Origin of the sequence: Acrocarpospora macrocephala, from assembly GCF_009687865.1 — a bacterium.
GTDB lineage: Bacteria > Actinomycetota > Actinomycetes > Streptosporangiales > Streptosporangiaceae > Acrocarpospora > Acrocarpospora macrocephala.
In genome coordinates this window covers 191,408-211,606 of sequence record NZ_BLAE01000014.1, presented here as the reverse complement: position 1 = coordinate 211,606, position 20,199 = coordinate 191,408, and the positions used below count along the sequence as shown (strand labels likewise).

General features: G+C 68.4%; 18 protein-coding genes. 13 read left to right on the top strand and 5 right to left on the bottom strand.

Going from position 1 to position 20,199, the window contains the following annotated elements; genetic code table 11:
- From Amac_RS14465 to Amac_RS14450, 4 genes are all read left to right on the top strand, one after another.
- Nucleotides 1-686, top strand: a 686-nt coding sequence (locus Amac_RS14465; protein ID WP_246268336.1) for a DNA-3-methyladenine glycosylase family protein, incomplete at its 5' end; no start/stop codon positions are given.
- A 49-nt stretch (nt 687-735) separates the two neighbouring features.
- A complete protein-coding gene (locus Amac_RS14460; protein ID WP_281356285.1) occupies nt 736-3,342 on the top strand; it encodes a bifunctional FO biosynthesis protein CofGH in 2,607 nt (868 codons plus the stop codon).
- Nucleotides 3,343-3,503: 161 nt separating this feature from the next.
- Nucleotides 3,504-4,778: an AAA family ATPase gene (locus tag Amac_RS14455; protein WP_155354871.1), complete on the top strand. Its 1,275-nt coding sequence runs from the start codon at nt 3,504-3,506 to the stop codon at nt 4,776-4,778.
- Between the two features lie 110 nt (nt 4,779-4,888).
- Nucleotides 4,889-5,575 (top strand): RloB family protein, encoded by a 687-nt coding sequence (locus Amac_RS14450; RefSeq protein WP_170322478.1) that lies wholly within the window; start codon nt 4,889-4,891, stop codon nt 5,573-5,575.
- Between the two features lie 251 nt (nt 5,576-5,826).
- On the opposite strand, the gene Amac_RS14445 is transcribed toward Amac_RS14450, so the two are convergent.
- From Amac_RS14445 to cofD, 4 genes are all read right to left on the bottom strand, one after another.
- On the bottom strand, nt 5,827-6,297 hold the full coding sequence (locus Amac_RS14445) for a hypothetical protein (protein ID WP_155354869.1): 471 nt from the start codon (nt 6,295-6,297) through the stop codon (nt 5,827-5,829).
- A 223-nt stretch (nt 6,298-6,520) separates the two neighbouring features.
- Nucleotides 6,521-7,054 carry a hypothetical protein gene (locus tag Amac_RS14440; protein ID WP_170322477.1) on the bottom strand — a complete coding sequence of 178 codons (534 nt, stop codon included), beginning with the start codon at nt 7,052-7,054 and terminating at the stop codon, nt 6,521-6,523.
- A 338-nt stretch (nt 7,055-7,392) separates the two neighbouring features.
- Complete coding sequence (locus Amac_RS14435) at nt 7,393-8,670, bottom strand: coenzyme F420-0:L-glutamate ligase (protein ID WP_155354867.1); 1,278 nt, start codon at nt 8,668-8,670, stop codon at nt 7,393-7,395.
- A gap of 107 nt (nt 8,671-8,777) precedes the next feature.
- Nucleotides 8,778-9,731 (bottom strand): 2-phospho-L-lactate transferase, encoded by a 954-nt coding sequence (gene cofD, locus Amac_RS14430; protein WP_155354866.1) that lies wholly within the window; start codon nt 9,729-9,731, stop codon nt 8,778-8,780.
- On the opposite strand from cofD, the gene Amac_RS14425 reads away from it, so the two are divergent.
- The 5 genes from Amac_RS14425 (at nt 9,730) to Amac_RS14405 (ending at nt 16,602) form a co-directional block, all read left to right on the top strand.
- Complete coding sequence (locus Amac_RS14425) at nt 9,730-9,927, top strand: hypothetical protein (protein WP_155354865.1); 198 nt, start codon at nt 9,730-9,732, stop codon at nt 9,925-9,927. The genes cofD and Amac_RS14425 overlap by 2 nt on opposite strands.
- A gap of 191 nt (nt 9,928-10,118) precedes the next feature.
- Nucleotides 10,119-11,723 (top strand): MFS transporter, encoded by a 1,605-nt coding sequence (locus Amac_RS14420; protein WP_155354864.1) that lies wholly within the window; start codon nt 10,119-10,121, stop codon nt 11,721-11,723.
- Between the two features lie 204 nt (nt 11,724-11,927).
- A complete protein-coding gene (locus Amac_RS14415; protein WP_155339096.1) occupies nt 11,928-12,170 on the top strand; it encodes a WhiB family transcriptional regulator in 243 nt (80 codons plus the stop codon).
- Between the two features lie 230 nt (nt 12,171-12,400).
- Nucleotides 12,401-15,193, top strand: coding sequence for a glycosyltransferase family 2 protein (locus tag Amac_RS14410; RefSeq protein ID WP_246268335.1), 2,793 nt, complete (start codon nt 12,401-12,403; stop codon nt 15,191-15,193).
- The gene (locus Amac_RS14405; RefSeq protein WP_155354863.1) at nt 15,190-16,602 is read left to right on the top strand and encodes a DUF5719 family protein; all 1,413 of its coding nucleotides are present in this window, start codon (nt 15,190-15,192) and stop codon (nt 16,600-16,602) included. Before Amac_RS14410 ends, Amac_RS14405 begins: the two co-directional genes overlap by 4 nt.
- Here the strand turns inward: Amac_RS14405 and Amac_RS14400 are convergent, their stop codons facing one another.
- Nucleotides 16,603-17,031 (bottom strand): metallopeptidase family protein, encoded by a 429-nt coding sequence (locus tag Amac_RS14400; protein WP_155354862.1) that lies wholly within the window; start codon nt 17,029-17,031, stop codon nt 16,603-16,605.
- A gap of 127 nt (nt 17,032-17,158) precedes the next feature.
- Between Amac_RS14400 and Amac_RS14395 the strand changes: the two genes are divergently transcribed.
- The 4 genes from Amac_RS14395 to Amac_RS14380 are packed head-to-tail and all read left to right on the top strand — an operon-like array spanning nt 17,159 to nt 20,185.
- A complete protein-coding gene (locus Amac_RS14395) occupies nt 17,159-17,524 on the top strand; it encodes a DUF3499 domain-containing protein (RefSeq protein ID WP_155339014.1) in 366 nt (121 codons plus the stop codon).
- Between the two features lie 56 nt (nt 17,525-17,580).
- On the top strand, nt 17,581-18,933 hold the full coding sequence (locus Amac_RS14390) for a phosphomannomutase/phosphoglucomutase (protein ID WP_155354861.1): 1,353 nt from the start codon (nt 17,581-17,583) through the stop codon (nt 18,931-18,933).
- On the top strand, nt 18,930-19,103 hold the full coding sequence (locus Amac_RS14385; RefSeq protein WP_155348309.1) for a Trm112 family protein: 174 nt from the start codon (nt 18,930-18,932) through the stop codon (nt 19,101-19,103). Before Amac_RS14390 ends, Amac_RS14385 begins: the two co-directional genes overlap by 4 nt.
- Nucleotides 19,100-20,185, top strand: coding sequence for an SIS domain-containing protein (locus Amac_RS14380; protein ID WP_155354860.1), 1,086 nt, complete (start codon nt 19,100-19,102; stop codon nt 20,183-20,185). The genes Amac_RS14385 and Amac_RS14380 overlap by 4 nt, the downstream gene beginning before the upstream one ends.
- Nucleotides 20,186-20,199 lie beyond the last annotated feature (14 nt).

Here is a 20,199-nt window from a genome sequence, read left to right as displayed (position 1 = left end):
ATATTTCGGGGTTTGGGGAGTTGGTTCGGGGGGCTGCGGGGGCGGGGGATGGGTCGGTTCGGGCGCGGGCGGCGTTTGTGGGGGAGTTGGCCGCGCGGCATGCGGGGTTGCGGATCGGGCGGTCGGGGCGGGTGTTCGAGGCGCTTGTTCCGGCGGTGCTGGAGCAGAAGGTGGTCGGGCGGGAGGCCTGGCGGGCTTGGCGCTGGCTTGTCCGGAAATATGGGGATATAGCGCCGGGGCCGGTTCCGGAGGGGTTGACCGTGATGCCGTCGCCTGAGGTGTGGCGGCGGGTTCCGTCGTGGGATTGGCATCGCGCGGGGGCGGAAGCCGTACGAGCCAGGACGATTATCAACGCGGCGCAGCACGCGGAGAAGCTGGAGGGCGGGTCGAGCGCGGAGGCCGATCGGTTGCTGCGGGCGCTCCCGGGGATCGGGGTGTGGACTTCGGCTGAGGTGCGGCAACGTGCGCACGGTGACCCGGATGCGCCGAGTGTGGGTGATTATCATCTGCCGAGCGTCGTGGGCTACGCGTTCACCGGCCAGAAGACCGACGACGCGGGCATGCTGGAGTTGCTCGAACCCTTCGCCGGGCATCGCCATCGGGTCATCCGGCTGATCGAACTCAGCGGGATCCGCCCGCCCGCCCGTGGTCCGCGGATGGCGGCCCGCGACTATCGGTCCTTTTAACCCCAGGCTGGTCCAAAGCGGTCGCGGCCGACCGCGTAGGGTGCGGCCTATGACGCCAGAGCGACCTGACGTACCAGGGGACCGGACCAATGGGAACGCGATGCGGCGGGCGCTGGCTCGCGCGCGCGATGGGAAGACGCTCGATGTCGCCGAGGCCGCCGTGTTGTTGCGGGCCCGGGGGGCCGATCTGGACGTGCTGCTCGAACACGCCGGGCGGGTCAGGGACGCGGGTCTCGCGGCGGCCGGGCGGAGCGGCGTCGTCACCTACAGCAGGAAGGTTTTCATCCCGCTGACGAGGTTGTGCCGGGATCGATGCGGTTACTGCACGTTCGCGACCGCGCCACATCGGCTGGAGAGCGCGTTTCTCGGGCCCGACGAGGTGCTGGAGATCGCCCGCCAGGGTGCGGCGCTCGGCTGCAAGGAAGCCCTGTTCACGCTCGGCGACCGCCCGGAAGATCGCTGGCACCAGGCGCGGGAATGGCTGGACGCCCACGGATACGACGACACGCTGTCCTATGTCCGGGCGATGGCCATCCGCGTCCTGGAGGAGACCGGCCTGCTCCCGCATCTGAACCCCGGCGTGCTGACCTGGCGCGATTTGCAGCGGCTGAAGCCGGTCGCCCCTTCCATGGGCATGATGCTGGAAACCACCTCAGAGGCCCTCTTCCTGACAAAGGGAGCAGCCCACTACGGTTCCCCCGACAAGGATCCCGCGGTACGGCTCCGCGTCCTGGAAGACGCGGGGCGGTCGAATGTCCCGTTCACGACCGGAATCCTCATCGGCATCGGCGAAACCATCGAGGACCGCGCCGAGTCGATCTTCGCGATCCGCCGGGTCGCCCGCGAGTACAGCGGGATCCAGGAAGTCATCGTCCAGAACTTCCGCGCCAAACCCGACACCGCCATGCGCGGCCTGCCCGACGCCGACCTGCACGAACTGGCCGCCACCATCGCGGTCGCCCGCCTGGTCCTCGGCCCTCGGACGCGCATCCAGGCCCCGCCGAACCTGATCGGCGCGGAGTACGCGCTGATGCTCCGGGCCGGAATCGACGACTGGGGCGGCGTTTCCCCGCTCACCCCCGACCACGTCAATCCCGAACGCCCATGGCCGCACATCGACGAACTGGCCACCCGCAGCGCCGAGGCCGGATTCACCCTCCGGGAACGTCTGACGATTTATCCGGAATATGTGCTCGCCGGGGAGCCGTGGCTCGACCCTCGACTGCGCGAGCACGTGGCCGCGCTCGCCGATCCGGCGACCGGGCTGGCCCGCGAGGACGCGGTTCCGGTCGGGCGTCCGTGGCAGGAACCGGATGGAGGGTTCGTTTCCATCGGGCGTACGGATCTGCATACGGCGGTGGACTCCGAAGGACGTACCAACGATCGCAGGGATGACTTCGACCACGTTTACGGGGATTGGGACGCGCTGCGGGAACGATTGCCCGCGGGAAGCGCGCCGGTGGGCGGGGATGTCCGGGAGGCGTTGCGGCAGGCCGAGAAGGATCCGGCCGCGCTCACCGACGCGCAGGCGTTGGCCCTGCTCGGGCTCGCGGGCGACCAGAACGGTATCGGCGCCGACGACGACGGCCTGGCCGAACTGGCCAGGATCGCCGACGGCCTGCGCCACGAAGCCGCCGGGGACGATGTCACCTATGTCGTGAACCGGAATATCAACTTCACCAACGTCTGCTACACCGGCTGCCGCTTTTGCGCGTTCGCCCAGCGGCGTACCGACGCCGATGCGTACACCCTCAGCCTTGACCAGGTCGCCGACCGCGCCGAGGAAGCCTGGGCGGCCGGGGCCACCGAGGTGTGCATGCAGGGCGGTATTCATCCGGATCTGCCCGGCACGGCCTACTTCGACATCGCGCGGGCGGTCAAGGCGCGCGTGCCGGACATCCACGTGCACGCGTTCTCGCCGATGGAGGTGATCAATGGGGCAAGCCGTACAAACCTGTCCATCGAAGACTGGCTGACCGGCGCCCGCGAAGCAGGCCTCGACTCCCTCCCCGGCACCGCCGCCGAAATCCTCGACGACGACGTCCGCTGGGTCCTCACCAAGGGCAAACTCCCCACCCGCGAGTGGATCGACGTCATCACCACCGCCCACCGCCTCGGCATCCCCACCACCTCAACGATGATGTACGGCCACGTCGACACCCACAGCCACTGGGTCCAGCACATCCGCCTCATCCGCCGCATCCAAGAACAAACAGGCGGCTTCAGCGAGTTCGTCCTCCTCCCCTTCGTCCACCACAGCTCCCCCATCTACCTGGCCGGCGTCGCCCGCCCCGGCCCCACTTCCCGCGAGAACATCGCCGTCCACGCCCTGGCCCGAATCCTCCTCCACGGCGCCATTGCCAACATCCAGTGCTCCTGGGTCAAACTCCGCGACGACCTCTGCCGCACCGTCCTCACCGCCGGAGTGAACGACCTGGGCGGCACCCTCATGGAAGAAACCATCAGCCGAATGGCCGGCTCCGAAAACGGCTCCTACAAAACCATCACCGAACTGGCCGCCATGGTCGCCCCCACCGGCCGCCCCCTCCGCCAACGCACCACCTCCTACGGCATCCCCTCCGCAGAAAGGCAGGCCGCGGCCCGGGCCAGCGACGGAGTGTGCGGCACCGTGCGACGGGTCCTCCCGATGGTGTGATCGACGGAGATGTGCCCTCAGACGTTCGGATTGCCTGATCTGTGCCAGGCTCATGTCCGTCGACTCTCCTGGTAAGGGTGTCATAATCTGTTCTGTGCAGGCTTTCTGCATGAGACTCTAGATGATGAGGCGCATGTCCCCGTCTGGACAGGAGGTCGACGGTGCTGATCCGTTTTCGGGTAGCGAACCATCGGTCTATCCGGGGTGAGCATGAGCTGTCGCTGATCGCCACTGAGTTCGACGAGGGCACAGCACGGAAGACAGGTCTTCAGCACAAGGGGCGAGATGTTTCCGTTCAGCCTGTGCTGGGGGTGTTCGGGGCCAACGCCTCCGGAAAATCCAATCTGATCAGTGCCCTTCAGTTCATGCAGGATGCGGTGCGGGAGTCTTTCGCAGACTGGGCGAAGACTCCGGAGCGGGTGCCCAGGGAGCCCTTCAAACTCGATTCGGCCTCCCTTGGCGAGACGAGCTTGTTCGAAGTCGACCTGGTGTTGGGCGAGGACCCCGTTCGTTACACCTATGGATTCGAGCTGTCGGATGATCGGGTGGAAGCGGAGTGGCTGCACGCCTATCCGCATGGCAGGCGCAATGTCTGGTTCGATCGGGAGGCGGGCCGTCCGGAATCGGATGGCGGAGAGTTCATCTTCAAGGGCGAGGGGTTCAAGGGCGAACGGGAACCCTTGGTCAAACTGACGCGTCCGAACGCGTTGTTCTTGTCTGTCGGCGCGGCCCTCAATCATCCTCAGCTATCGGAGATACACAGGTGGTTTGTCCGAGAGATTCGGCCAGTGGGGTCCGGGTCCGATTCGGTCGAACGCGTAGCATTCACCACGGTGGTGGCGACCGCGCCGGTTCTCGCCGAGCGTCACCACGAGCGGGTTGTCCAACTCCTGAGGTCAGCTGACCTCGGCATCACGCACCTCGACAAGGACCCCGAGACCGGAAGAATCAGGCTGTGGCACGGAACCTCTGACGGGGGAGAGGCACCTCTCGACTTTTATCGTGAAGAATCGCTGGGAACCCAGGCCTGGTTCGCGTTTCTTGGAGTCATGCTCATGACGCTGGAGGCCGGCACGGTACTGCTGGTTGACGAGCTGGATTCGAGCTTGCACCCGTCCCTGGCGGCCGAGGTCGTCCGAGTTTTCCAGGACCCCGAGGCGAACCCGAACGGCGCACAGTTGATCTTCACCACCCATGACGCGACCTTGCTCGGCAACGCGGTGCTGGACCGTCCGCTCGGCCGCGACCAGGTGTGGATCACCACCAAGAATCGCTCAGGCGAGACGGAGTGGTACCCGCTCACCGAAGCGAAGCCGCGCAAGGAAGAAAACCTTGAACGCGGATACCTCCGCGGCAGGTACGGCGGCGTCCCACGTGTCACAGCAGGCGAAATCGCCCGCGAGGTATCCCGGCACGAAACGAAGGCCAAGGCGTGAACCGGCGCGCGGAGTCGGGGCAGAAGCCAGACCGGCGAAAACGGCGCGGACGACTGGAAGACGAGCGACCACTGCTCCCGAGATCTGGCTCACGCTCGCGCGAGGTTCGGGTGGTCTATGTCGCCTGCGAGGGCGAATCCACCGAACCCGACTATCTGCAGTATCTGAACGAGCAGTTCGGAGACGGTGACGGCGCGGCCAGGCAGCCGTTCCGAATTCAACCTGTCTGCCGCAAGAACGGGATGACCCCATCCGGCGTCGTCGCGGCCGTTCAGGAGGCGGCGGCCGAGGACGAGGCTTGGGCGCTGTTCGACCGTGACCAATGGATCGACATCCCAGCAGCGGTCAAAGCCGCAGCCGATTCCAGGATCGAGTTCGCTCTCTCGCATCCATCGTTCGATCTATGGCTGCTCCTCCACTTTCAGGCCTTCAGCGGCCGGCAGAGCGGCAGCAGCAAAATCGTGATCGAGAAACTTCGTCAGGCCAGCGAGGCATTCACTGACTATGACAAGCGCGGCGACAAGAGCATCAGAGTTACTCGGCGTGACGCTCTGCGTGGACGAGAGAACATCGCGATCACGAACGCTCGCAGCCTGGTTAACTGCTGCGCGCATGGGTCGTGCGCATCCAAGAGGGCGACCGCCGAAACAATCAGCGACCAGGCTGACCCCGTGACTCCGGAAGAGTGGTCGGCCCGATCGGGCCACGCCGCCGACTGCCCGATCCTCCTGCGTGACCCATCTACTGACGTATGGCGCCTGCTCACCGCTTTGGGAATCACGGTGGATAGAGCCTGAGGGCCGTTGGCAGGGTCTGACGGCCAAGCGGTCCGTCATTCCATGATCTCGGCAATGCCGGGGTGGATCCTTCGAACTTCTTTCCTGGCTGATGGTCGTGAGCGCGAGGGGATCGGCGCCATGGGCTTGTGATGGCTGATGGTCAGCCGGGCCGTGCCGATCGCCCAGGTCGGTCGCGTCGGTGGTATCGAAACCGGATATCCCATTGACCATCCGGGGGTGGGGCGTTGACCCGGTCTGCCCGCTTGAGCTCACGCTGAGACCTCCACAGGGCCAAAGTCGCCCTTTGTGGCCTTGCGCGCCTTGGCGTAGTGCGAGGGATCGGCCTTGATTCGGGCGGTTGCCCGCCAGCCAGTGATGACCTCCTGGGTGTTGGCGTCTGCATCCAGTTCCGCGGCGTCGGAGAGCGCCTCGACCAGTTCGAGGGTGAAGGCACGTAGTTCGTCGGAGGTGAGGTGGCGTGCCCAGGGAAAGACCTCGGGCATCGCGATGACAAGGGTACGGGCAGTCGGATCGTGTTTGATCAAGGCGAGGAACAGGCGGGATGCCGTGGCCAGTGTCTGGTCTCGCTGATCTTCACGGTCGGCGGTCGTCAGGTAGAAGTCCGGGGCATCGCGGTGAGTGACCCGCACTCTGCCCAGGCTGGCGGCACGTTCGGCAACTGCTCGGGGGTTCCTTGACAGGTCCGAGAACGTCACAGCGTCGGCATGGCTGGCAGTCATGCCATCATCGTAAGTCAGAACACATTCTGATAGACCACCAACCCACAAGCTCGGCGCCGAGCATCGGAAACTGGGCGGGTTCAGTCCATGGCGATGATCACCTCAGGCAGTCGCATGACCTGATCCTGCCTGGCGACGTGCCGAGGGCCATGCCTCGTCAGACGTCACATCTGTTGGGCATGCCAAGCCTGGGTGCGGGGGCGTTGGCGCTATGGGCTGGTGGTTAGCCGGGGCGGCCGTAGTGGTTGCAATGGGGGCAGGCCATTGTTGGGGTGCCTTCGTGGATTGTGCAGGCGCATGGGAAGTGGCCGCAGTAGAGGGAATTGGAGCCTGGGGCGCCGTTCGCGTTGCGGATTCTTGTTTCGCCGAGGCTGATGATTTGGAAGGCGTGTGGGGTTGAGTCGTCGTTTGTGATCTGGATTTGCCAGTTGTTGGCGGGGCGGTCGAGAGAGATGCGTACCAGGTATACGTCGTATTCTTTTCTGAGCCAGGTTGCGGAGCCTACGACATGGTCGTCGGGGTCGACGATGGGCTGGGCGTTGGGGAATTCCGTCAGGGTCACGGATGGGCCTGAGTCGGCCTTGAGTTTGATCATCGGTGGTCGTTGGGGGGCGCGGGAGCCGTTGTGGCCGAAGTCGACGACTCGGAGGAGCATCGTGCGCTCGGAGTCGGGGGTGTCGAACCCGACGAAGTGGCTGGACTCTCCGGAGTCCAGGTGGAGCGGAGCTGATGAACTGAGTAGTTGCTCGGATTTCATGACTTAACCACCCGCAATCTGATGGTGCTGGTCTCTTTCCGGGCTTTTCTCACACCGGTCGATCTATGAGTATCTATTACTTACAAATTCGTGATCTTGGCGGCCGGTGGCGTTCGGAGTAGCGACCACCTGCGTGCGCTCGAGCGAGAACCGGCCGCCCAGATGCTCCAACAGCCGGGTGCCGCTGCCGACACCGGCGAATCGTCTGGTCGGTGGGTATGCGACTCTCTTTGGGACGGGTTTCTGGTTGGTATGTGCCCTCATCGGCTGGTCGGCCCACGGAAGGTATGGCAAATTAACGCTAATTCTCGCGCAATGGTGGGCTTGTGGCAGATTGGTCAGCGGATGACGGTGTAGTCGGCTGGGTTTCTGGGCGCGCGGTCGCGGGGTGGGGAGGCTGGATGGCCGATGGCTACCGTGCCCATGGGGTCCCAGGTGTCGGGGAGGTCGAGGACCTGGCGGACGGTGGGGCGGCAGAACATGGTGGAGGAGACCCAGGCGGAGCCCAGGCCCTCGACCGCCAGCTGGATGAGGAAGTTCTGGACGCCCGCGCCGGTGGCGACGATGAACATCTCGCGTTCTGCGGTGTTTCTGCGGGGGTCGGGGTAGGTGTGGGAACCGTCCATGACCAGGCAGGGGACCGCCAGGTAGGGGGCGTTTCGCAGGACGTCGCCGCGGCGGAGGCGTTTGGCTATCGAGGATTCGGTGAAGCCGTCGGCGCGGAGGTCGGTGGTCCAGGCTTCGCGCATCGCGTCCAGGAGGGCGGTGCGGGTGGTGGGGTTTTCGAGGAGGACGAATCGCCAGGGGGTGGTGTGGTGGGGGGCGGGGGCGGAGATGGCGGCGGCCACGGCGCGGTGGACCGCGGCGGGGTCCACGGGGGTGGGGGCGAAGTCGCGGATGGTACGGCGGGCGTAGACGACGTCGGCGGAGCCGTGGCGGAACAGGTCATCGCCGGCGGGGCGGAGGAGGGCGGTGACGCCGGGGCCGTCGTCTTCGGTGATTAGGTGGGGGAGGCCGCGGACGATCGCGATCGGGATCCCGGCGAGCTTTCCTTTGGCCAGTTCGGCGGCGGCGGCGATCTCGTCGATCAGGGCGGTGACGGTGGCGTTGAGGGGATTGCCGTAGGTATCCGACTGGCCGCGGTGGTCCTCGAGCGGGCGGACTCCGGCCGCACCGATCGCCAGGTCGGTCAGGCCCTGACGCCAAGGCCGCCCGAAGGTGTCGGAGACGATCACGCCGACATCGGCCCCCAGGCGCTCGCGGATCCCCGCCCGAATCCGCTGGGCTGAGGCGTCGGCGTCTTCCGGAAGCAGAAGGATCGTCCCAGGCTCGGTATTGGACGCGTCCACCCCAGCGGCAGCCATCACAAAACCCTGCCGCGTCTCCGCGATAACCAGATCCCCGCGCCGCGCCACCACCCGCTGTGTCTCTTCCTCAATGGACTCAGCCCGGCTCTCCCCCTGCCGCACCCGCCCTTCTGCCTTACTCACAATCTTCGACGTGACCACCAAAATGTCCCCATCGGCGACCTTCACCCCAGACCGGGCCACCAACTCGGCGATGTCATCCCCCGCCCCAACCTCCGGCAGACCCTCAATGCCCTCAATCTGAATCATTGCTTCTCCTCAAAATCCGCATATGTCGGCGACGCTGGTTGCCCGTCGCTCGCCCTGGCCCTGTCGTGTCAATGTTCGCCCTGTGTGATCGGCATGTGGGCCTCTGGTCACGGGTGGGTGGGCTTGTTGGCCAGGTTGAGGGCGAGGGTTAGGGCGGCTTGGGCGAGGGTGCGGGTGGTTTCGGGGGTGGTCATGAGGAGGGGGTGGGGTTCGACTGTTATGTCGGGGTGGGTGGTGGAGGCGTCTTCTTCGGCTACTAGCCAGCCGTTGAGGAGGGGGGTGCCGTACAGGTCGAGGACGGATTGGGCGGTGGTTTCGCGGCCGATGGCGGTGAGGCAGGCGTCGGCCATGCCGCGGACGGGGGAGCCGTTGATGATGGGGGAGACGCCGACGACGGGCTTTCTTTCCAGGGCGGGGCGGATGCCGGGGATCTGGAGGATGGTGCCGATGCTGACGACGGGGTTGGACGGGGGCAGGATGACCACGTCGGCGGCTTCGATGGCGTCCAGGACGCCGGGGGCCGGTTTGGCGTCGGCGGCGCCGACCAGGACGATCTCCTCGGCGGGGACGGAGGCGCGTAGGCGGACCCACCATTCCTGGAAGTGCACGGCGTGGCGGCCGGTGTCGTCGGTGATGACGACGTGGGTCTCGGTGCGGTCGTCGGACATCGGGAGCAGGCGCACGCCGGGGCGCCAGCGGGCGCAGAGGGCCTCGGTGACCTGGGAGAGCGGGTATCCGGCGGCGAGCATCTGGCTGCGGATGATGTGGGTGGCGAAGTCGCGGTCGCCCAGGCCGAACCACTGGGGTTCCATGCCGTAGGCGGCGAGCTCCTCCTTGACGGTGAACGTTTCAGCGGCCCGGCCCCAGCCCTGGTCCTCGTTGATGCCGCCGCCCAGCGTGTACATCACCGTGTCGAGGTCGGGGCAGACCCGGAGTCCGAAGAGGGTGATGTCGTCGCCGGTGTTGCCGATCACGGTGATCTCGGCGTCGGGAGCTGCCGCCTGGAGGCCGCGGAGGAATCGGGCCCCGCCGATGCCGCCCGCGAGGGACACGATACGCATGACAGCCATCCTCGCACCGCCCACCGACATCCCCATCGCCCGGCCCGTCACCCCGGCACCACGGCGTGGACGACACGAGAGCATGCCCACCGATATCCCCACCGCCCCCGCCACCCCGGCACCGCTGTGCGGACGACGCGAGGGCATACCCACCGGCATCCGCACCGCCCCCGCCACCCGCGTGCGGACGGCGTGAGGGCATGCTCGCCGGCATCCGCACAGCCCACCCCACCACCCGCTCCACCTGCGATGACATGTCGGGATTTGTGAGGCATACGACACTCGGGGGATACATGAGCTTGGTGGGTCAGCCGACGGCAAAGTCAGGCATGTGCGAAACTCGTCTTGGTATGCCCTTTGCATGCCGTTGGCTATCAGGGGGTCACTGTGATCAAGGTTGAACCGGCGAGGCTGCGTGAGCCCGCCGCTTGGATCATGCTCGCGGTGGTGTGCTCGGGCGTGTTATTCGGCCTTCTGACGTTCGTGACAGGCGGGTCCGGAGAGCCGTTCGGCTTGGTCTCGGGGACCGTGCTGCAGACGCTCAGCTCGGCCACCAGAGCGGCCTTGGCGGTGGGCGCCGTGGTGTTGACGACCCGGTTCGGCGCGCCGACGCCGAGGAGCCGGCTGATCGGCCTGATCGCCGCGGGGTCGCTCGCGATCGCGGTGGCGTTCGGTCTGCTCGGCGCGGTGCTGATGCTGTTCGGCGAGTTGAGCTTCGGGAGCAAGATCTTGGTCCTGCTGACCGCGCTGCCCGAGATCGCGCTGATGGCCGTGGCCGCGGTGTACGTGCTCAGCACGCTCGCTCCCGCGGTCGCCAAGCCGGCGAGAGTTCAGGGCAGGAACGAGGAGCCGTTCTTCGGCGGCTACCAGAACGACGGCTTCCAGGGTTACGGCTCGTACCCGTCCCCGGAGCCCAATGGCGCTCCCGTTCCCGCTGGTCCCGTTCAGGATCCCTCCGTCCCCTCCGCGTTGTCCGCCGCGCCGCACCAACAACATCCCGCACAGCCCGGCCTGGTGTACGACGATCCCGCCGATCGCACCCAGGACGCCTATGCGGCCCCGGTCTACGATCAGGGATACGCGTCCCGGCACGAAGTCGTTCAGCCTTCTGGGAACGGTTTCGGGGAGCCGTACCGGCCGCCTGTGAACGCGGCCCCGCAGCAGGCTCCCCAGCAGGCGCCGCCGCAGGGGCCGGTGTTCGACCAGCACGGGTACGCCGGGGACTCGCCGTCCTTCCCGCCGGTGACCTACAACGAGCCGACCTACAGCGAAACCACCTACAACGCCCCCGTGTACAACGAGCCCGTGTATCAGGAGCCGGTGTACAACGAGCCGGTCTACCAGAATCCCGCGGCATACCCGGCGAATCAGAGCAATTACGGAGGGTCGCCGTTCTCGGGGTATTCGGGGCCGCAGTTCGCGCAGCAGGCGTACGAGCCGTCCTACGAGGGCGACCTGCGGGAGCAGCAGCTCGCCCAGGCGTACCAGCAGGCGCAGTCCTACCAGCAGGCCCCCACGGCGCCTCAGCAGCCGCAGCCGGTTCAGCAGCAGCCGGTTCAGCAGGCGCTCCCGCAGGCGGTTCAGCAGCCCGCGCAGCCGGTGTACAACAGCCCGCTCGGGCATCCGCAGACGCGTGAGCCGTACCAGCAGGATCGGTTCCAGGGGGACCCGCTCAACGGGCCCGAGCAGACCATCCGTTACGGGGGCGATCCCCTCAGTAGTCCCGATCTTTCGCGTTATCAGGGTGATCCACTCAGCAGCCCGGACCTTGGCCGTTATCTGGGCGATCCGCTCAGCGGGCCCGAGCGAGCGCGTTACCAGGGCGATCCGCTGAACGATCCGCTGCCCGGCAACGAATTGCTGGACCCCACCGCGATCTACAAGCCGGAGCGCCAGCAGGCAAAGCCCGAGGAAGGTGTGAGTAGAGAACAAGCAGCTCAGGGGGCCGATGGCAACCCGCATTGGTACGGTTCCGACCGCCGAGACCACTGATCTAGACCGCCAGATACCGGGGCAAGCATGTCTTTCCCCGGGTATCGGTATGCCGCTTGACGCCACACCTGAGACACGCGTGTAATTACAGCTGTGTTGTTACGCCTTCCTCAAGGTGGGTATGAGGACGGCGTCCATAGGGGGGCACCAGGTGCTGTTGGTGACGGGCGGGCGACAGGGAGGTGTGCAGTGACCGAACCGGTCATGGCACAGGCGCTCGACGGTGAAGATCTGGGTTGGCAGGAGCGCGCGCTGTGCGCTCAGACCGATCCGGAGGCGTTCTTTCCAGAGAAGGGCGGCTCCACCCGAGAGGCTAAGAAGGTGTGCCGAGCGTGCGAAGTGCGCGCGGAGTGCCTTGAATACGCATTGGAACACGACGAGCGATTCGGTATCTGGGGCGGGCTGTCGGAGCGGGAGCGACGGCGCATCAAGCGTCAGGCCGTCTGATTGAACATGATCGAAGTCTGATCGAAGCACGAAGGCAATGCATGACGCGGGGGTCACGAACCAGTGGCCCCCGCGGGCTTCCTGGACTCCACGGGTTCCAGGGCCTTTCGGGTTCTTCGGGCCACGGGCCGAACCAGGGTTGGCATAAGGTAGGCCCGCAAAGCAGGACAAACCCCCGAACATTTCCGGAAATTTCCGGATAAATCGCCCGAAACATCCCAAGGACCCCCGTGCAAACCCCGGTGCATTCGGTCACCGCCATCGTCGTCGCGCATGACGGCGCACGCTGGCTCAGAGAGACGCTTTCGGCGGTGCTGGGCCAGACCTATCGGCCGGACCGGATGGTCGGCGTCGACAACGGCAGCCGCGACGACAGCGCCAAGCTTCTCACCCAGGCGTTCGGCCCCAACGCGGTCGTCAGCATGCCCCGCTCGACCGGCTTCGCCGAAGCCGTTCACGACGTCATGCGCCGCCTCCCGCCCGCCGTGCAGGGCACCGAGTGGATCTGGCTCATCCACGACGACTGCGCCCCCGACCCGCGCGCCCTGGAGACCCTGCTCTGGGCGGCCGACCAGGACCAGAAAGCCGTCATCCTCGGTCCGAAACTCCGCGACTGGCTGGACCGCAAGCTCCTCCTGGAGATCGGCGTCACGGTCGCCAGGTCGGGCCGCAGGGAGACCGGCCTCGAACCGCGCGAGTACGACCAGGGCCAGCACGACCACGACACCAGCGGCATCAGGGACGTGCTCTCGGTGTCCACCGCCGGGATGCTCATCCGCCGCGACGTCTGGGATGAACTGTCCGGCCTGGACCCGAAGCTGCCGCTGTTCCGCGACGACCTGGACTTCTGCTGGCGGGCCCGCGCGGCCGGGCACCGGGTGCTGGCGGTGACCAGCGCCATGGCGTACCACGCGGAGGCGTCCAGCCGCCGCCGTCGCCGGATCGCGGCCAGCGACGACCACCCGCGCCGCCTGGCCCGCCGCTACGCCCTGTTCGTGATCATGATCAACCTGCCGTTCCTGGCGATGCTCTGGTCGATGCTCAGGAACACTTTCGGCTCCCTGCTCAGAACCGTGCTTTTCCTGCTGGCCAAGCAGCCCGCGCACGCGCTGGACGAGATCGTCGCGCTCGGCTCGGTGCTCTTCCATCCCGGCAAGCTGCGACGCGCTCGCAAAGCCAGGAAACGGAACCGGAAGCAGGGCTACGCCCTCGTCAAACCCCTGTTCACCCCGCCGAGCGCGGCCATTCGCCGGATCTTCGACATGATCCGCGGCCAGCTCGCGGGCGCGGGTCCGATGGACTCCGCCGGACGCCACCACGCGGTCGCCGCCTCCCCCGAGGAGGAGGGCGAGGAACTGCTCAACGACGACGGCAGCGTGCTGCGCAGGGTGTTCGGCAATCCGGGGGTACGGCTCTGCCTGCTCCTGGCCGCCGTCACGGTGGCCGCGCACTGGCGGATGGCCACCGGCGGCCTGCTCGGCGGGGGCGCGCTGGTCCCGGTGGTGGGTGGCGCGTCCGATCTGTGGGATCTCTACCTGGAAGGGGAGCAAGCTCCCTACGTGGCGGTCCTCGCGGCGCTGTCCACCCTGTTCTTCGGAAAGATCTGGCTGGCCGTCGCGGTGCTGCTGCTCGGCTGCGTCCCACTGGCGGGATTTTCCGCGTATGCGGCGACACGCCGCATCATTCCGTACGTCCCGGCGAGGGTCTGGCTGGCCGCCACCTATGCGCTGCTCCCGGTGGCGACCGGAGTCGTGGCCGAAGGGCGGATCGGCTCGGCCGTGGTGATCGTGCTGCTGCCCGCCTACGCGTCCCTGGCCACCCGGGTGCTCTCCGACGAGGGCCGCCCGGCCCGCAGAGCCGCCTGGGGGCTCGGCCTGCTGCTGGCGGTTGGAACAGCCTTCGTCCCGCTCTTGTACGGCTTCGTGTTCGTTCTAGGCGCTCTGGCGGCCCTCTCCTTCGGCGGCGTACGGCGCGGTGTCGGCGTCTCGCTGGCGATCAGCCTGGCGGTCCCGATCCTGCTGCTGTTCCCGTGGCTGGCCACATTCGCCGCGAATCCAACCAGAATCCTCCAGGAAGCCGGGCTCCCCCTGCCAGCGGACCCCCGCCTGCCCCCGGAAGCCCTCCTCACCCTCAACCCGGGCGGACCGGGCACTCCACCGCTGTGGACCACGGCAGGCCTGCTCGCGGTCGCCCTGGGCGCGCTGCTGCTCCGCCGCCACCAGCTGATCGTCGCCGTCGGCTGGGGTGTGGCGATCTTCGGTGTGCTGGTGGCCACCGTGGTCAGCCGCCTGTCGGCGTGGCCGGGCGTGCCGCTGGCGTTCGCCGCCACCGGCCTGCTGGTGTGCACCGCGCTGGCCGCGCACCGGGTCGCCGAGTTCCGCAAGGCCGGCGGCTGGCGCAGGTTCGGCGCGCTGCTGATCTCGCTGGTGGCGTTCGCGACCCCGCTGGCCGCCGCCGGGCTGTGGATCTACGTGGGCGCGCGCGGCCCGCTGACCTGGAACATCCGGGACCCGCTGCCGTCCCTGGCCGCCGCCAAGTCCGCTGACGGGGAGGGCACGCTGGTGCTGCGATCCTCGGGCGGCGCGTTGTCGTACACGCTGCTGCGCGGCCGCAGCCTGCTCATCGGCGAATCCGACGCCGCAGCCGCCGACCAGGAGGTCACGGCCGCCGTCGCCGGGCTGGCCTCCGGCCGGGGTGGGCAGGACGCGAGGGCGCTCGCCGCCCGGGGCGTGCTGTTCGTGACCGTGCCCGCGCCCATCGACCCGCTGCTGCGCCGCGCCCTCGACTCGGAACCGGCGCTGACCCGGGTCATCCTGTCCAAATCATTGGGATTGTGGCGGATGGTGGTCCCGGTGGCGCCGCCTGCGCCGCCTCCACCGCTGGACTCCTTCCAGCGCGGCTGGCTGTGGGCGCAGGGCGGCCTGGTCGTGCTGGTGCTCATCCTGGCCGCGCCGGGCGCCCGCCCCGTCGAGCCGGAGGTCCAGTTCGAGGAGCAGGTCGCCGGAGAGCGGGTGCTGGTGTGAGACGCCTGATCGAGAACCGCTTCGGCCTGCTGGCCCTGGTCCTGATCGCGCTGGCCGCCGTGTACGGCGGCGCGTTCGTCAGCCGCCCCGCCCCCGCCAGGATCGCGCCCGTCCAGCCGGTCAAGGCCGCGATCGAGTCGGTCTCCACCGTCTGCCCCGACCCGGGCGGCGCGACCATCAGCGCGGTGACCCCGCCGGGCCCGCGCGGCTCCGGCAAGGCCGAGGTCCTGGACGGCGACAAACCCGTCACCCTCTCCGAAGCCGGGCGGCTCTGGCAGAAGACCGCCGCCAAGGACGCCGACCCGATCCGGGTGGTCGCCACCGGCGCGATGGCCTCAGGATTGGAGGCGGCCCGGATCAGCAGGACGCTGACCGGCGACGCCCGCGGCCTGTCCGGCGTGCGCTGCGTCGAGCCGGGCGCCAGCGCCTGGTTCGTCGGCCCCGGCCCGGCCGCCGCCGACCTCACCCTGCACCTGTCCAACGTGGAGGCCGCCCCCGCCGACGTCTCCTTCGTCGTGTACGCGGGCGAGGGCCTGGTCGTCACCGAACAGTCCACCGGCATGGTCCTGAAACCCGGCGAGCACCGGACGGTCAAACTCCGCGACGTGACCACCTCACCCCTGGTCATGGGCCTGCACGTGATCGCTACCCGGGGCCGGGTGACCGCCGCCGTGGAGGTCCTGCTCGGCCGCGGCAAGGGCGCCGACTGGCTGCCCCTGGCCGGTGAGCCCGCGACCCGCGTGGTCGTCCCCGGCATGCCCGGCAGCGCGGGCCAGCGCAAGCTGTACATCACCGTCCCCGGCGAGCAGGACACCGTCGTCCAGGTCAAGGCCGTGCTCAAAGACGGCTCGTACGCCCTGAAGAACCGCGAGGACGTCAGCGTGCCCGCCGGCTCGACCACCACCATGGACCTGTCCACGGGCATCGGCGGCCAGCCGGCCGCGCTCGTGCTGACCTCGCAGGTCCCGATCGTGGCCGGACTGGAGATCACTGGCACCGGCGACCTGCGGGACGTCGCGTTCACCGCCGGGGCGCCCTCCATCGACCTCGGCAGCGTCGTCGCCGACGGCAGGGCGGGCAAGACCCAGACCTCGCGCCTGATCCTGTCCGCGCCCTTCGAAGCCGCCAGCGTCCAGGTCCAGCTCCTCCCGAAGGAGGGCGCGCCCCCGGCTCCCACCGAGGTCGCGATCCCGGCCGGGCGCACCCGCGAGATCAAACTGGCCGGCGACGAGAAGGGCTTCAGCGTCGTGATCACCCCGCAGCCGGGCTCGGGGCCGGTCTACGGCGGCCGGGTGATCGAGGAGAAGACCTCCTCAGGCCAGCTCGTCACTGCCCAGCCGCTCCAGATGGCCAGAACCTGGGCCTTGGTCCCGCCGACCACCGATTCACCGCGAACCGTATTGCCGTGATCAGCTGTCGTCGTACCCCGGATCCACCACCTCCGGGGTGAGGCCAAGCAGGTTGGCGACCTGTTCCACGACCACCGAGTGCACCAGACCGGCCAGATGCTCGCGATCCCGGGCGCGCGCCTCCATCGGCCGCCGGTAGACCACGATCATGGCCGGTTCGCCGCGCGCCGCCGGTTCGGCCCGCCCGAACGGGATGGGATCGGAGGCCAGCCGCCCAGGGCCGTCGATCAGCTCGCTCGCCTGGGGCACCTCCTCCACCCCGAACTCCACCGCGGACAGCTCCCGGGACCAGCGCACCCGCAACCGGTCCACCGCGTCCAGCACGAGGTCGTCGAAACGCTCGCCGCGTGACTTGGCGATCGGCACGTGTGAGGGGGCCAGCGGGCCACGCATGCCCCGGCCGTGGCGGTCGCGTCGTCGAGGACTCATCCGGCCAGCTTATTTGAGCCACGGAAAGGTCACGGACGGCCTCCGTAGGTGTCCGGATTGTGGCGACACGCTCGTTAAGAGGCGCGGGGTGGTGGCAATGTGCACGCGGACCGGATACGGTCCCTCCGTGAGCCCCGTCCGCAGCTGTTCCCGTACCGCCTGCAGGCAGCCTGCCGTCTTCACGCTCACGTACGTGTACGCCGACTCGACCGCAGTTCTGGGCCCGCTGGCGACGTACGTCGAGCCGCACTGCTATGACCTGTGCGCGGAACACGCCGAGCGGCTCACCGCGCCCCGAGGCTGGGAGGTGGTGCGGCTGCCGTACGAGCCGGGCGCCCCGAGTGGAGACGACCTGGAGGCCCTCGCCAACGCCGTGCGCGAGGCGGCGCGACCCGCGCCCGCCGCCGGGGAGCCGACCGGGCAGGCGGTCGAGGTGGGCCGCCGCGGTCACCTCCGCGTGCTCAAGTCCGCCCAACCTAACCGCGAACGCTGACCGGTTCGGCCCGATAGGCTCGAACCGTAGTACTCGCGAATTTCTTAGGGGCTTGAGTGGGCGACCTCGCCACGATCTTCAAGGCGTACGATGTGCGCGGCGTGGTTCCCGGCGAACTGGACGAGGAGATCGCCGAAGCCGTGGGGGCCGCTTTCACCGAGGTCACCGGGGCGACGTCGCTGGTGATCGCCCATGACATGCGGGACTCCTCCCGGCCGCTGGCCGCCGCCTTCGCGCGCGGCGCGACCGCCAGGGGCGCGGATGTGATCAACGCCGGGCTCGGCTCCACCGATCTGCTCTACTACGCCAGCGGCAGCCTGGACCTGCCCGGCGTGATGTTCACCGCCAGCCACAACCCGGCCCGCTACAACGGCATGAAGATGTGCCGCGCGGGCGCGGTGCCGATCGGCGGCGACACCGGCCTCACCGAGATCAGGGACCGGGCCGCCGAGCTGCTGGGCCGCCCGCTCGGCGACCCGACCGGCAGCGTCACGGAGAAGAACCTGCTGGCCGGTTACGCCGGCTATCTCAGATCCCTGGTGGACCTGGCCGGCATCCGGCCGCTCCGGGTGGTGGCGGACGCGGGCAACGGCATGGGCGGGCTGACCGTCCCCGAGGTGTTCGCCGGGCTGCCGATCGCGCTCAGCCCGCTCTACTTCGAACTCGACGGCGACTTCCCCAATCACGAGGCCAACCCGCTGCAGCCGGAGAACCTGCGCGACCTGCAGCAGGCCGTGATCGACCAGGGCGCCGACATCGGGCTCGCCTTCGACGGCGACGCCGACCGCTGCTGGGTGATCGACGAGCGCGGCGAATCGGTCTCACCGTCCACGATCACCGCCCTGGTCGCCGCCCGCGAGCTGGCCAAATACCCGGGTTCGGCGATCATCCACAACCTGATCACCTCGACCGGGGTGCCGGAGATCGTGCGCGAGCACGGCGGGATTCCGGTCCGCACCCGGGTCGGGCACTCCTTCATCAAGGCCGAGATGGCCAGGACCGGCGCGGTCTTCGGCGGCGAGCACTCGGCGCACTACTACTTCCGGGACTTCTGGTTCGCCGACTCGGGCCTGCTGGCCGCGCTGCACGTGCTGGCCGCGCTCGGCGAGCAGGACCGCCCGCTGTCGGAGGTGCTCGCCGGCTATGCCCGGTACGCGGCCTCCGGCGAGATCAACAGCACGGTGGCGGACCAGGCCGCCGCGATCGCCCAGGTGCGCGCGGTATTCCAGGTCCGCGACGGTGTTACGTTCGATGAGCTGGACGGTCTCACCGTGACCGGCCCCGACTGGTGGTTCAACTTGCGCGCGTCCAACACCGAGCCGCTGCTCCGGCTGAACGCCGAAGGCGCGGACGCGGCCTCGATGGCTGCGGTGCGCGACGAGGTTCTGAGAGAGGTACAAGGGATTTGAAGATCGACGACTGGCTGCTGGACATCCTGGCCTGCCCCTCGTGCAAGTCCCCGCTCCGGGCGTCCGCCGACAGCGACGAGCTGGCGTGCACCTCCGAATCCTGCGGGCTGGTCTATCCGGTGCGTGACGACATTCCGGTGCTCCTCGTGGACGAGGCCCGCAAGGCATGAACTGGCAGCCTGAGCAGCTCGACGACCAGGCATACCTGGCCGGAGGGGATAGCCCGGGCATGCTGGTCTCGGTCGCCTCCTCGGCCGCCCAGATCCGCACCGCGCACCGGGCCGCCGTGGAGGCCGGTGTGGACACGATCGCGTCCGAGGGGCGGCCACGGGCGATCGTGGTGGCCGGGATGGGCGCCGCCGGGCTCGCCGGGGACGTGCTGGACGCGGTCTGCGGGTATGGCTCGTCGGTGCCGATCACGACCGTCCGGGGCTACCGGCTGCCCGGGTGGGTGGGCGCGGCCGACCTGGTGATGGCGGCCGGTGACGACGAGGAGACCCTGGCGGTCGCCGCCGAGGCCGCGCGGCGTGGCTGCCGCCTGCTGGCCGTCGGAAGTAAAGCCTCGTCCCTGCAGGCATTGGTTACACGCCGGAACGCGCCTTTCGTGCCGACATCCCCCGGGCAGGGCCTGTGGGGTTATGCCGTCCCGCTGCTCACCGCCGCGGCCTCGCTCGGCCTGGTGGACGCGGGTGTCGATCTGTTCGAGTCGGTGGCCAAACGGCTGGAGGATGTGGCGCACCGGTGCCGCCCGTCCAGCGAGTCGTTCATCAACCCCGGCAAGACGCTCGCCGACGAGATCGCCGAGACGATCCCGATGATCTGGGGCTCGTCCCGGCTGATGGCCGTCGCCGCGCACCGGCTGGCCACCCGGCTCAACGAGACCGCGCGCTATCCCGCCCTCTGGGGGGAGCTCCCCGAGGCCGGGCACAACCAGGTCGCCGCCTTCGACGGCCCGATCGCCCAGCGTGACATCTTCGCCGACGAGCCGTCCCGCTCGCTGCGGCTGCTTGTTTTCCGCGACGCGGAGGAACATCCGCAGGCCGCCAAAGCCCGCCAGCTGGCCGTACGGCTCGCGCAGGACCGCGGCGTGCACGTCTCCGAAATCGCCGCGGAACCCGGCCATGCGCTGGAACGCCTGGCCACGGTGATCGGCCTGGGCGACTACGCGGCCGTCTATCTTTCCCTCGGTTACGGCATCGATCCGGCCCCTGTCTCGGCGATAGCCGAACTGAGGGCAAGAATTGGCCAATAGGATCGCCTTGGTCG

What these genes read in the sequence shown, in the direction of transcription:
- Amac_RS14460 (WP_281356285.1), top strand. Translation starts at nt 736, where the DNA reads ATGACGCCAGAGCGACCTGACGTACCAGGGGACCGGACCAATGGGAAC.
- Amac_RS14445 (WP_155354869.1), bottom strand. Translation starts at nt 6,297, where the DNA reads ATGACTGCCAGCCATGCCGACGCTGTGACGTTCTCGGACCTGTCAAGG.
- Amac_RS14440 (WP_170322477.1), bottom strand. Translation starts at nt 7,054, where the DNA reads ATGAAATCCGAGCAACTACTCAGTTCATCAGCTCCGCTCCACCTGGAC.
- Amac_RS14435 (WP_155354867.1), bottom strand. Translation starts at nt 8,670, where the DNA reads ATGATTCAGATTGAGGGCATTGAGGGTCTGCCGGAGGTTGGGGCGGGG.
- Amac_RS14425 (WP_155354865.1), top strand. Translation starts at nt 9,730, where the DNA reads ATGACAGCCATCCTCGCACCGCCCACCGACATCCCCATCGCCCGGCCC.
- cofD (WP_155354866.1), bottom strand. Translation starts at nt 9,731, where the DNA reads ATGCGTATCGTGTCCCTCGCGGGCGGCATCGGCGGGGCCCGATTCCTC.
- Amac_RS14415 (WP_155339096.1), top strand. Translation starts at nt 11,928, where the DNA reads ATGGCACAGGCGCTCGACGGTGAAGATCTGGGTTGGCAGGAGCGCGCG.
- Amac_RS14400 (WP_155354862.1), bottom strand. Translation starts at nt 17,031, where the DNA reads ATGAGTCCTCGACGACGCGACCGCCACGGCCGGGGCATGCGTGGCCCG.
- Amac_RS14380 (WP_155354860.1), top strand. Translation starts at nt 19,100, where the DNA reads ATGAACTGGCAGCCTGAGCAGCTCGACGACCAGGCATACCTGGCCGGA.